The 12,433-nt window shown below is 54.2% G+C and carries 11 protein-coding genes; 6 read left to right on the top strand and 5 right to left on the bottom strand.

Annotation, left to right across the window (positions count from 1 at the left end; translation table 11 throughout):
* Window positions 1-123: 123 nt before the first annotated feature.
* The 3 genes from MFFC18_RS22250 to MFFC18_RS22240 all read left to right on the top strand — a co-directional run bounded on the left by MFFC18_RS22250 (window position 124) and on the right by MFFC18_RS22240 (window position 4,002).
* Window positions 124-1,143: a sugar phosphate isomerase/epimerase family protein gene (locus tag MFFC18_RS22250; protein WP_075083682.1), complete on the top strand. Its 1,020-nt coding sequence runs from the start codon at window positions 124-126 to the stop codon at window positions 1,141-1,143.
* A 145-nt stretch (window positions 1,144-1,288) separates the two neighbouring features.
* A complete protein-coding gene (gene ilvD / locus MFFC18_RS22245) occupies window positions 1,289-2,965 on the top strand; it encodes a dihydroxy-acid dehydratase (protein ID WP_075083683.1) in 1,677 nt (558 codons plus the stop codon).
* 98 nt (window positions 2,966-3,063) lie between these two features.
* Window positions 3,064-4,002, top strand: a complete 939-nt coding sequence (locus MFFC18_RS22240) for an AEC family transporter (protein WP_075083684.1) — start codon at window positions 3,064-3,066, stop codon at window positions 4,000-4,002.
* Window positions 4,003-4,124: 122 nt separating this feature from the next.
* Here MFFC18_RS22240 and trmB read toward each other — a convergent pair whose 3' ends face one another.
* Entirely contained in the window at window positions 4,125-4,763 is a 639-nt protein-coding gene (gene trmB, locus MFFC18_RS22235) for a tRNA (guanosine(46)-N7)-methyltransferase TrmB (RefSeq protein ID WP_075083685.1), read from the bottom strand.
* Between the two features lie 201 nt (window positions 4,764-4,964).
* A complete protein-coding gene (locus MFFC18_RS22230; protein ID WP_075083686.1) occupies window positions 4,965-5,576 on the bottom strand; it encodes an NYN domain-containing protein in 612 nt (203 codons plus the stop codon).
* Between the two features lie 2 nt (window positions 5,577-5,578).
* On the opposite strand from MFFC18_RS22230, the gene pyk reads away from it, so the two are divergent.
* The 3 genes from pyk (at window position 5,579) to MFFC18_RS22215 (ending at window position 9,287) form a co-directional block, all read left to right on the top strand.
* On the top strand, window positions 5,579-7,045 hold the full coding sequence (gene pyk, locus MFFC18_RS22225) for a pyruvate kinase (RefSeq protein WP_075083687.1): 1,467 nt from the start codon (window positions 5,579-5,581) through the stop codon (window positions 7,043-7,045).
* Between the two features lie 271 nt (window positions 7,046-7,316).
* Entirely contained in the window at window positions 7,317-7,889 is a 573-nt protein-coding gene (locus MFFC18_RS22220; protein ID WP_148619050.1) for a hypothetical protein, read from the top strand.
* Between the two features lie 150 nt (window positions 7,890-8,039).
* Window positions 8,040-9,287 (top strand): MFS transporter, encoded by a 1,248-nt coding sequence (locus MFFC18_RS22215; protein WP_075083689.1) that lies wholly within the window; start codon window positions 8,040-8,042, stop codon window positions 9,285-9,287.
* 116 nt (window positions 9,288-9,403) lie between these two features.
* On the opposite strand, the gene rplX is transcribed toward MFFC18_RS22215, so the two are convergent.
* The 3 genes from rplX to MFFC18_RS22200 form a co-directional block, all read right to left on the bottom strand.
* Window positions 9,404-9,730: a 50S ribosomal protein L24 gene (gene rplX, locus MFFC18_RS22210; RefSeq protein ID WP_075083690.1), complete on the bottom strand. Its 327-nt coding sequence runs from the start codon at window positions 9,728-9,730 to the stop codon at window positions 9,404-9,406.
* 344 nt (window positions 9,731-10,074) lie between these two features.
* On the bottom strand, window positions 10,075-11,568 hold the full coding sequence (locus MFFC18_RS22205) for a Dabb family protein (RefSeq protein WP_162273929.1): 1,494 nt from the start codon (window positions 11,566-11,568) through the stop codon (window positions 10,075-10,077).
* 314 nt (window positions 11,569-11,882) lie between these two features.
* Window positions 11,883-12,170 (bottom strand): co-chaperone GroES, encoded by a 288-nt coding sequence (locus MFFC18_RS22200; RefSeq protein ID WP_075083693.1) that lies wholly within the window; start codon window positions 12,168-12,170, stop codon window positions 11,883-11,885.
* Window positions 12,171-12,433 lie beyond the last annotated feature (263 nt).

Here is a 12,433-nt window from a genome sequence, read left to right as displayed (position 1 = left end):
CATTCCAGTGCGTTGTCAATTTCGAGAAAGCTCGATTTGAAAACCTGGGCGAATTGGTGCTGACTCGAAACGTTCGGTTTCGACACTGACACGAGGCCAATTTACAAAGGAAGCGGAACCAATATGTACAAAGTTTTGAATTCAAAAGGCCTCGGTGTTGGCGGCCGCCAAAATGAACTGATCGAACTCGCTCTGACTCACGGCTTCAAAGGCGTTGAGATCGACATGAACGATCTTGTCGGACGCCACGATGCACTGGGCAAGGAATTCGCATGCCAGTTCCTGCAAAGCGCGAAAATGGACATCGGTTCATTCGACCTGCCGATCAATTTCGGTGGCACTGATGCCGAGTTCGTTGCTTCTTGCGAAAAGCTGGAAACGATCATGGACTTGGCCGCGACGCTTAACGCAAAACGTTGCCGCGTACGAATTGAACCGAACAGCGAAGCGACTCCGTTTCAGGAGAACTTTGAGCGTCACCGCGAGCGTATCGAAGACATCGGTGCGAAGTTCGAAGAGCATGGCATTCGTCTGGGGCTTTACCTTCAGGCGTCGTCGGCTGTCGAAGCAGACGGTAACTACAAATTCATTCAAACGGCTGAAGAGATTTTGACTTTGGTCAAAGCGATCGGTCACGCGAACGTTGGCCTGTCGCTGGATACCTGGGAATGGGTTGTGGGCGGTGGAGCCATGGATCAGATCTCTGATATGGATCTGGCGATTCTCACAGAAGTCATCCTTTCTGACGTTGGTGCAGACGCGACGCCTGGATCGTACACGGCTGCAGATCGCGTTCTGCCGTGCACCGGTGGAGACCCGTTCTCGTTGAAGTTGTGTCAGTTCCTGAAGGAAAAAGGATACGACGGCGCACTTTCAATGGGCACCGAAGCACACATGTACGCTGGTGCTCCCAACCGTCACGACGTTGCTGGTAAGTTAAGCACGATGTTGGACAAGCTGGCTGACGGCGAAGATCCAACTTACGTCGAAGAGCCGGAAGTTGAAGAAGGCGAAGAGGGTGAAGGAGCCGAAGGCGCAGACGGCGCAGACGGCGAAAAAGCTGCTGAAGAAACCAAAGACGGAGCTGCGAAGGATGCAGCCGCGGACGGTTCCAAAGAAGAGGCAACTCCTGCCAAGGCGTAAGCCCGGCAGTGAATCAACAAAGCTCTCGAGTGTGCACCGCTTGAGAGCTTTTTTTGTGTCGCTGCGGTCAGGTTGAAAGTTCCAACCCGGCGAAGCCGCGACGAATCACCACCAACAGAACACCTCCATTTCAAAATTGCCAATCATGTCCCAGCTCAACAAATACAGTAGCAAAATCACGCAACCCCGAGTCCAGGGCGCGTCTCAGGCGATGCTCTACGGGACCGGGATGACCGACGAGGACATGAACAAAGCGCAGGTCGGGATCGCCAGCGTGTGGTACGAAGGCAACACCTGCAACATGCATCTCAACGCGTTGTCGGAAGAAGTCAAAAAAGGCGTCGTCGATTCCGGTCTGGTCGGGATGCGATTCAATACCATCGGAGTCAGCGATGGTATCTCGATGGGCACCGAAGGCATGAGCTATTCGCTGCAGTCGCGGGACGTGATCGCGGACTCGATTGAAACCATCATGGGCGGGCAGTGGTACGACGCCTGCATTGCGCTTCCGGGTTGCGACAAAAACATGCCGGGCTGTTTGATCGCCATGGGGCGACTGAATCGACCGAGCCTGATGGTGTACGGTGGCACGATCCGGGCGGGAAAACTCAGCGGCTGTAAGCTGGATATCGTGTCTGCGTTTCAAAGCTACGGCGAATACGTCGCGGGAAAAATTGACGACGAAGAACGCAAAGAGATCGTCAAAAAATCCTGTCCAGGAGCAGGTGCTTGCGGCGGCATGTACACGGCCAACACGATGGCCAGCGCGATCGAAGCACTCGGTATGGCGTTGCCGTTTTCGGCTTCGATTCCGGCCGAAGATCCCGACAAGATCGACGAGTGCCACCGCAGTGGCGCGGCGATTTTGAACCTGCTGAAAATGGACCTCAAGCCACGCGACATCATGACGAGGGAAGCTTTTGAGAACGCCATGGTCGTGATCACGGCACTCGGCGGATCGACGAACGCTGTCTTGCATCTGATCGCGATGGCTCGCAGCGTCGACGTCGACTTGACGTTGGACGACTTTCAAAAAGTCAGCGATCGGATCCCGTTTTTGGCTGACCTGAAACCAAGCGGAAAGTTTGTCCAGGAAGATTTGCACGCGGTTGGTGGAACGCCCGCGGTGATGAAGTTTCTGTTGGCCGAAGGACTGCTTTCTGGCGACTGTGTGACATGCACGGGCAAGACGCTTGCGGAGAACGTTGCCGACCTGCCGGAACTGTCGGCCGATCAACAAATCATTCGTCCGCTTTCGAATCCGATCAAGGAAACCGGTCACCTACAGATTCTGCGCGGCAACTTTGCTCCCGACGGTTCGGTCGCCAAAATCACGGGCAAGGAAGGGCTTGTGTTCGAAGGCGTGGCCAATGTTTTCGATTCCGAAGAAGACATGGTCGCGGCTCTGGAAGAAAAGAAGATCAACAAGGGCGACGTCGTGATCATCCGCTACGAAGGCCCCAAGGGCGGGCCGGGAATGCCCGAGATGCTGACTCCGACTTCGGCGATCATGGGCGCTGGTTTGGGCAACGATGTTGCGCTGATGACGGACGGAAGGTTTTCCGGTGGAAGCCACGGATTCATCGTCGGCCACATCACACCGGAGGCTCAGGACGGTGGCCCGATTGCGCTGGTGCAAAACGGTGACAAAATCACAATCGACGCCGAACAGAATCGTATCGACTTACATGTCAGCGATGAAGAACTTGCGTCGCGCCGCGAATCGTGGGTGGCTCCGCCGCTCAAAGTTCGACGTGGCACACTCTACAAGTACATCAAGAACGTAAAGTCGGCATCTGAAGGTTGCGTCACGGACGAGTAAGAAACAATGTGGTTTCAGCATGTACTTGCGAAACCTGAGTAGAGCCGCGCACGTTTGATGGAAGCTCGACTGCCGATTGCCGAACGTTAAATGTTGTTATGCAAATTTTTGATAGCCTGATTCCTCTTTTCTCAGTCATCGGACTGGGAATGTTGCTGCGTCGTCGCGGATTCTTGACCGCGGAGTCAACCCAAGCATTCAATCGCTTTGCCTACTACTACGGCCTGCCACTATTTCTGTTTTATAAACTTGCCGGCGCTGAGACCGTGTCTGCATCCGACAACCTGATGACGGTTGCCTTGATCTCTGCCGTAGCTCTTACGTTCGCAATTTCGTGGATCGCTGCGATCCTGTTCAATCAGAATGTCGCTTCACGCGGAGCGTCGATTCAGGCCAGCTTCCGCGGCAACCTTGCGTTCATGGGATTGCCACTGATTCTGTTTTTGATCGAAGAGTTGCCTGACGAGCAGAAGGCATCGATCGAAGCCGCGATGTTGCTGGCGCTGACGCCCGTGATTATCTTCTTCAACATTGGCTCTGTCGTGGCTTTGGTGACCTACAACCAGAAAACGGAAAAGGACGTTTCAATTCCGGCAATGGCTTTGGAGATCGCCAGGAATCCGCTTGTGTGGGCCTGCGTGGGTGGAGCGCTGTTTCAGTTGTCGGGATGGGAGTTGCCGCGATCGATCATGAGAACCTGCTCGATCGTCGGAGCGTCAGCGTTTCCGATCGCGCTCCTTGGAATTGGTAGTCAGCTGATTTCCATCCCGAGTGCGAGGGGGTGGCGGGCGACGGTGGTTCCGACTCTGATCAAGTGCGTTGTCTGTCCGTTGATTGGCTGGGCAGTGGGAGCGGCGATTGGGCTGGATGAGGTTGCGCTGCAGGTGACGGTGATTCTTTGTGCGATGCCGACCGCGGTTTCCAGCTATGTGATGGCCGAACAGATGAACGGTGACGCTGCCCTCGCGGCTGGAGCCGTTGTCGTGAGCACCGTTTTTTCGCTTCCGTCGTTGGCGCTATTGATTTGGCTGACGTAGAACGCGATGTTGATCCTCGGTTCAAACGTTTCCGCCGATCACAGACTCAGTTTGGCGAAGCTTAGTTTGGCGAAGCTTAGTTTATCACTTCGGCGAAGCTCGGTTTGTCACTTCGCAGAACGCTACTTTTTATACTGCGAGCGAAATACAGGATGGTCATTCTTCCGCATCCGGCGTTCGAAATGAGTACGGAAGTCCATGTCGTGATCCGAAGGAGGCTCTTCAACATGGTGGGGGCCGGAGAGGTTCGAGTACTCCTTCATCAAGCCAACCGTTTCCTCGAAATACTCTTCGACGTCAGTCCAGAAATGGAAAATTCCGCCCGGCTTGAGAACGCGTTCGATGTCTTCGATCAACGGCTGTCGCATCACGCGGCGTCGACGATGACGTTCCTTCCACCATGGATCGGGGAAATAGACATGGACCGCGACCGCGCATTGATCAGGTAGAAACTCACGAAACATTCGCAGCCCGTCTCCGGACATCATGTAGGCGTTGGAGCGTTCCTTTTGAGCCAGTCGATAGGCGGCAAAGCGACAATACTTTCTGGCGATTTCGTTGCCCAAAAAGTTGCGATCTGGAACTCGGCCGGATTCGTTGAGCATGAACAGACCTTTGCCGCTTCCGACCTCAATTTCCAAATCCTGAGCCGACGCAAAAAGCGATTGCGGATCAAAGGGGGCTTCAAGATCTTCGACGAATCCGAGGTGGTTGCTAAAGTCAACCGTGGGGTCAATTTTTGGAAGTGAACGTCGGCCCATTTTTAAACGTGTTCAGAATTTGGAGTTCAGTGTTCAGGGAATCGATCGCAGTCGCCCTGAAGTTGGACCGCGTCGAACAAGCGGGACTGGCGAACCGATCGAACTGGTCCGCCGTTTTGCCATGGAGCGGCACTCATGCTTGGCCGGATCGCAACGTGGATCAGCGTTCAGTTGCTCGGCCGCAAAGTTGCAATCTGCTCGTTACAAATCGAGCAGGTCTTCACCGTATCCTTTGGGGAAGGGATTATAGAGTGAATCGGTTTCATTGTCGCCAGCGTCACTTGTCTTTGGGTCGTCCGACTGCTCTGCATCCTCAAGATCACTGAACTCATCGATCAATTGCTGTGTTTCATCATCCGAGAGCGCCAGATTCGGCTTTTCCAGATTCCGGGGCAGGGCAGGGCGGTTGGTGGATTCTCCCAGACGATCAAACCACACATCCGCGTCAATCGCGGTCGCGTTACGCCGGGTCGCCGCGGTCTGAATCCGATGGTCGTTCGAGACAATGGTCAACTGGCGTGGCTGGCTGTGCTTTTGAAGTAGTTCGATGACCATCGTATCGGCGTCTTCATAGTCTCGGGAAAACGCAATTTTGAATCCTTTTCCATCGAGATCCGGTGTCGATGGTCCTCGTGGATTCTTGGCGTCAAAGACAAGTTTCACCTCACGTCGCTGGTTTTCGTCGATTCGAAGCGCCAGTTCGTGAATCAGCCTTTGCCGCGTCCGGTGCAACGCCAGCGGCGAATTGAGATTTTTCGGTTGCAACCCACACTGGAAGATCAGGTTGTATGCATCAATAATGATCCGAATCATTTATGCCAAACGAAAAGGTAAATCTTTTGAACGCCAATCCCGCAAACAGAAATTTTGCTCGCACGAAAATTGTAGCGACCGCCGGACCTGCGTCGAAATCAAAAGAGAAAATTAAGGAGTTGATTATAGCCGGAGTCGATGTGTTTCGATTCAACATGGCTCACGGATCCATTGCTGGCAAAGAAAAAATCATTGCCAATATTCGCGAAGTCTCACAGAGCATGGGAGCTTCCATTGGAGTTCTGGTCGATCTTGCCGGACCAAAGATACGATTGGGAAAGTTGCTCAACGATGCCATCACGCTCGTCAACGGAGAAACTGTTTGCTTCGTTCCTGGCATCGAAACAAACAATCCCGATGAGTTGGTTTGCCTCTACCAGCCACTGATCTCTGAAGTTTCGGTCGGCGACACGATTGTACTGGCGGACGGAATTTCCAGGCTGATCGTGAAAGAGAAAACAAACGATCGCCTGGTTTGCGAAGTCAGCGACGGCGGCGTTGTGCGGACACGTCAGGGCGTCAACTTGCCAGCCACGAATCTGAGTATTCCGGCGCTCGGCGCGATTGATGTCGAACACGCCAAGTGGGCCGCAACGGTCGAGGCTGATTTTGTCAGCTTGAGCTTTGTGCGGAATGCATCGGAAGTCGAATCGCTAAAGCAAGTCCTGCGCGACGCCAAAAGCCAGGCTCCTGTGATTGCGAAAATTGAGAAACGAGAAGCGCTCGACAATCTGGATTCCATCGTTGCCGCTGCGGACGGGATCATGGTGGCCCGGGGCGATCTGGGAGTCGAGATCGATATTGCGCAAACGCCGCTCGCTCAAAAAGGCATCATCGATTGCTGTTCCCGGCATCGCAAACCGGTGATCGTCGCGACGCAGATGCTTGAGAGCATGCACAACTGCAAGCAGCCGACGCGAGCAGAAGTTTCCGATGTCGCCAATGCGATCCTTGACGGTGCCGATGCCTGTATGCTCAGCGGTGAAACGGCAGTCGGTGAGTATCCAGTCGAATCGGTTTTGATGATGAATCGAATCATGGTCGAAACAGAGAAAACTTTCCAGGCGGTTCCAGCCAAGACGCTTCCGGCGAATCAATTGGCAAAAAACGTGACTTCGGAAGTGCTGGCTTCTGCGGCCGCCGACATTGCACGGCAAATCGATGCCAAGCTGGTCGTGATCGCCAGCAGCACCGGCGAAACCGCGCTGCTGAAATCAAAGCATCGTGACTTTTTGCCGACGGTCTGCATCACTGATTCGCTGCACAGCGCGCGGCAGATGAGCCTGTATTGGGGGATCGTTCCCGTGGTCAGCAACGCAAGTTTCAGCTCCGAGCAGATTCGACAGCTTTCCGAGCATTTTGCGACACGCTTTTTCTCGCTCGGGCCTGGAGACCAGGTCGTTACCGTCAGCGACACCGAACTGATTCCGGGAGTTCACGACAGCATTGTGGTCACGAAGATTGCCTGAACGAAATGGCAACAGAGGTTACGTTACGAACTCCTGCTGTTGGCTAACCGGCGACTGGCGGAATCCCCGAATTTGAATTCAGGATTGGTCCGTGACGTGCGTTTTCGCACATCAAAGTGCGCGACATGAAGCAACCAATACCCGTCGAACGCGATGGTTGCGGGTTCCGGGGCGCGGCACGGAGTTTGCTTTTGGGTAGTCTGCTTTCTTCGCGTTGCTCGTTTCGATCGCGAAGGGCTTTTCTCTATCCGACTTCAATGGAATCAGCGAGATGAATCAGAAACCATCAGCAACGGACCCGAAGGCACTCGTCGTCGTTTTCGAGGACCTCAAGACCGCGAAAACGCTTGTCGAAAATTATCACGATGCAGGATTTCCGCTCGACCGGATCGAATTGGTGACACACAACGTGCACAGCGAGGCTCCTGAAGTCGAGACGCCAGAGGATCACGAAACGACCGAGAGTTCGATGCTCGAAAGCACTGTCAAATGGGGCGGCGTCGGAGCGGGTGCCGGTTTGCTGGCCGGACTGTTGACGACCTTTCCAGGCTTGGCTTTGGGGATGGCAATCATGGGTGGCATGACCGGTGCGATCATGGGTGGTATGGCCGGAGTCGACCACGCAGTCGAAGACGATTCGGTCGATGTTCCAACGCTCGAAGAGTACGAGCAACTGGTCAAAGACGGACATAGCCTGGTGGTGTTGCTTGGCGATCACGAAGACGTTTTGCGAGCCAAGGATATCGCCAAGAATACACTTCACCTTCGCAGTCACATCCACATGGTTCACAGTCATCTGTACCACGAACATCCGGCGCATCAGGCTCCCGGCAACGGTTCGTAGGCAGCGGTGCGAGTGAAAGCCGTTGCAACGGCGCAGCTTCAAAATGGCAGAAGTTGATATGGCAGCTTAATTGGCATCCCGATCGCTCTTTGGTGTTCATTCCGTGATAAATTGATGGCATGAACCACCACGCTTAGCCAAAGATCAATCATGCCATTTCGCTTTCTTCTGGTCGCGCTTACTTTCTGTCTGTCGCTGCTGCTGTACATCGACCGAGCCTGTATTTCGACGTCGAAAGAAGCGATGGTCGAAGAGTTTGGCTTCACCGACGTCCAGTGGGGTTGGGCGATGGCGATATTTACCCTCGGGTACGCGCTCGCTCAAACGCCAACGGGAACGCTGGCCGATCGAACCGGACCGCGAGCTTTGCTCGGATGCATCGTGGGGTTATGGTCGCTGATGACGGCGGTCACCGGCGCGGTTGGCGGATACGTTCAGCTACTGATCGCCAGATTTATCTTTGGCGCCACCGAAGCCGGCGCTTTTCCAGGTTTGGCTCGGGCGACGTTCAACTGGTATCCCGTCAAGGAACGTGGGCTCGTGACGGGCATCAACTTTTCTGCCTCACGACTGGGCGGTGCTGCGGCGATGTTCCTGATGCCGATGTTGATCGCCGCGGTCGGCTGGCGCGGAGCGTTCTACATTCTGGGCGGCGTCGGAATCGTGTTTGCCGCGATCTGGGTGCTGGTCTTTCGCAATGATCCGACCGAACATCCGCGGGTTTCTGAGGCAGAGAAAGAATACATTCTGGCCAACCGACAACAGGTTAGCAGCGAGAGCGTCAGTCAGATTCCTTTCGCGACGATCATCCGATCGACATCAGTTTGGCTGGCGATGATTCAGTACTTCTGCAGCAACTTTACTTTCTTCTTTGCCTTGACGTGGCTGTTTCCATACGTGAAGGAGACCTACGACCTGAACCCGTCGACCGCCGGTTTGCTGTGTGCGTTACCGCTGATCGGTGGCGCGGCAGGGAACTGGTTTTCGGGTTTCTTGGTCGACTTTCTGTTCGTTCGATCCGGCCTGGTGTGGTCGCGCCGCATCCCTGCAATCATCGGATTCACGCTCGCAGCGATTGGCTTGTATTGCAGTTTGCAGATGACGGATGCGACCAGCACGATTCTGTTTTTCACGCTGGCACTGTTCGGAGCCGACATGACGCTCAGTCCGTCGTGGTCTTACTGCGTGGACATCGGCGGCAAGAGCGCCGGTGCGGTTTCCGGAACGATGAACATGGCGGGCAACCTGGGCTCATTCGCGACAGCACTCGCGTTCCCGACGATCAAGAGCTACTTCGGCGGACCAAGTGCTTTTTTCGTTTTCGCAGCCGTGTTGAATGTTGTGGCGATTGCGATCTGGTTTCGCATGCGGCCCGACCAGGCGATTGGCGAGAAGTAGATCTTCTGGCTCGCAACCTTGTTTGAATGCATGCGTCGTCGCGATCCGGCGGCGCATGAAAAAAGCCGCTGGCGATTTTCAGCGGCCTTCTCAAATTCGGTTGTCAGCCAGAAGCGTTAGCTGCTCCAGACTTCGCCCATCGACGCGCCGCTCTTTTTGGCGAAACGTTCTTTGGTGCCATTCTCAAGCGTACGGTAACCGACGCGAGTTGGCTTGTTCGTCTTTGGGCACAGCGCCATCACCTTTGAAGCCGGAACAGGAAGCGAAACTTCCAAGCGTCCGCCCTGAGGATTCTTTTGGCTTGGCTTCACGTGACGGAAGACGACATTGACGCCTTCGACCGTGATTTGATCCTTGGCATGATCAACAGAAATCACTTTTCCAGTGACGCCTTTGTCTTTGCCGCTGATGATTTGAACGGTGTCGCTTTTCTTGATTTTCATCTATTTTCTCCGCATTTTTCGAGTCGCAAATGATCCTCGATCGGCCAGAGCCTGTCAATGGAAAAAACAGTCGACCGCCCCGGGAAGCGACACAAAGCCGCAATTACCGCTCTTTCGGAAATGTTGGCTGAAGATCTTGAACAGCTTTGGACTCATTTCCGCAATCTGCCAGAATCTGCTCCACCGAGAAGAATTCCCGAATTCTCGACGGTTCAACCTGTATTTGTGTCGCAAACGAGGTCCGCTTACATTGGATTTAGTCGAAACAATACCATTGAGCAAAGACGCTGTTTCGCCTGATTCCGTGCACGAAAGACGCCAATGTCGGTGAAGCCGGACCACTTCTAGTCCTTGGTCCAATAGTCGATCACCACAGCCTTTTTCAGGATTGGCTTCAAGATATCAACGAATGCTTTGTGAGCCGGATGAGGCAGATACTCCGCTCGCCCGGCCTCGCTGTCAAAGGTCACCAGGAAGCAGTGAGTGAGGCCATCGTTGAGCCCTTCAGGACTGTTGTTCGTTCCCCATTCAAAACCAGTGATCGTGTCGATCTTCTCCGGCAACGCAGCGAACGCAGATTCAACTTCTGCAATTTGCTCTTTGCTCGCGTCGTCGTTGAAAGCAAACATCACGACGTGGCGAAGTGACTTTTCTGATTCGGTTTCCGAAACCGCGTCCTGTTTTTGGTTTGGCGAATCCTGGCAATAACTGATCGCCAGCAAGCTGTACGCCGTCACCAAATTCGGGTCGCCCTCGTACCAGCGATCGTGCTCGTTCGTCCAGGATCCATCGGATTTCTGCATCGATGCCAGTTTGCTCACCAGGTCCGACCGCCAATCGTGTTCGACGCCTTCGTGGTCCTTCAGCTTCGGATCGCCAATCGCATTCATTGTTTTTGCGAACACGTGGTAGTAATAAAAGAGCCCCTGCTTGCCCATGCCAGGGTTCGAATCCAAATCGTAATGCCGACTGATCCAATCCATGGCCGCTTTCACGCGGAAGTCATCTTTGTCGACGCCCGCATAAAGGAACGTTTTCAGTCCGGCGTAAGTCATCGACGCGTATCCACGAAGGCCTCCGGCGGGTGTCGTTGAGTTTGGTTCGACTTTGGTCTCACCTTTGCCAACGGCTGAGTAGATGAACGAGCCTTCGTCGCCTTCAGGGATGTGTTCTGTGAATTCTGCGCTGTTGTAGGGCGAAGCCAGGTTCTGGCAGCGTGAAGTGAAAATCAGGGCTTTGCGAACGGCATCGCTGTTTTGCATGTCGTCGTCTTCAAGTTCTTTTAACGCGTCGAGAAAGAACGAAGTATTCGAGAGGTCCGGACGTTCGTGGCTGCCGTAGCCCTGGCCTCCGTGGTGGTTGGACTCAATGCCATGGCCTTCGCCGTCATCCCACTGAATGCCTTTTAGAAATTTGGAAGCCCGATCGAGAATTTCGTCGTACTTGCCATCGACATTGCATTGATGAAACGCGATCACGCTGACACTGGTTTCATAGTTCCGCAAATGGCTGCCTTTGCCATAAATGCCGCCGTCCGGCTGAACCATCGTTTCCAAAAAAGCCAGAGACTGCTGTACTTTCTTGTTGCCAACCGGGACGCCGTTGCGAACCAGGGCAGAGATGCAGAGCCCGGTGACGGCAGGGCTAAGCTGCTTGCTGAACGAGCCATCGGTTTCGTCGCGGCCTTTCTCCAGCAGGTACGCGACGCCTTTGTCGGCGGTCTGGCGTAGCTGCTGCTGAAATTTTGCGCCCCTGGAATCGGGCTGGGTTTGAGCCCGCAGCGAGGATGTCCCTAGGGCGACCAAAAGAAGGACGCAACAAACGATTGACTTGTACATGGATAGCTCCGGATTCTTGTCGGCAGTGTTACTGTCTTCTAACTGCATTTTTAGTGCCAGGTTGCGAACAAAATCAGGCGTATGCCGCGGCCCAATATCGGGCTTCATTCACAACCGAGCGCGAACCTATTTTAGCCGTATGAGGCGCATGAAAGATCGCCTGTTTCTCGATTTTGAAACGCTCTGTCTCAGTGACGCGCCATTCGACAGGTCGACGCCGGTTGTCGCGCCGTTCGACATGTGGCGATTGATGCGGACGGTTGAGTCTGACAATGCAGGCTATCGCCGCTGCCACGGATCGACTTGCGATCGAGCTAAGCAAGGACTGCCAGAATTTCTGCTTCGGACATAATCAACAAGTGGTTCCCGTCGATTTCGATTTCGCTTCCCGCGTAGCTGGAGAACAAAACGCGGTCGCCTTCGCTAACCTGGAATCCGGCTCGCGAGCCATCTGGAAGCATGCGTCCGTTGCCAACCGAGAGGACCTTGCCTTGAGCCGGTTTTTCCTGAGCACTGCCGGGCAACAGGATTCCACCCGCAGTCACTTCTTCAGCGGCCATGCGTTTGACTACGATTTTGTCTCCGAGCGGTTCGATTCTCATCAGATTCCTGTGGTTGCACTTTTTAGATGCCATTTCGGCCAGCTCATTGTTTCATGCGGTAGACCGTCCTTCAACCGTCAATCGTGCCGCGTTTTCATTCGCGATCGCCGTTCCTGCCCGCACAACCGGCAAAGCTCAACATGTTTTCCCGCAGAACCGGACGTTCGTGGTTACTCCGCGGATTGAGGCCAAAATTTGTCGATTTTCAATGAGGTGAGAATACTGTGCCCCGAGTGTTCCACGAGCATGCAAAAAGGATTGAA

Source organism: Mariniblastus fucicola, assembly GCF_008087665.1.
Classification (GTDB): Bacteria; Planctomycetota; Planctomycetia; order Pirellulales; family Pirellulaceae; genus Mariniblastus; species Mariniblastus fucicola.
This window is presented reverse-complemented; position numbering and strand designations above follow the sequence as displayed.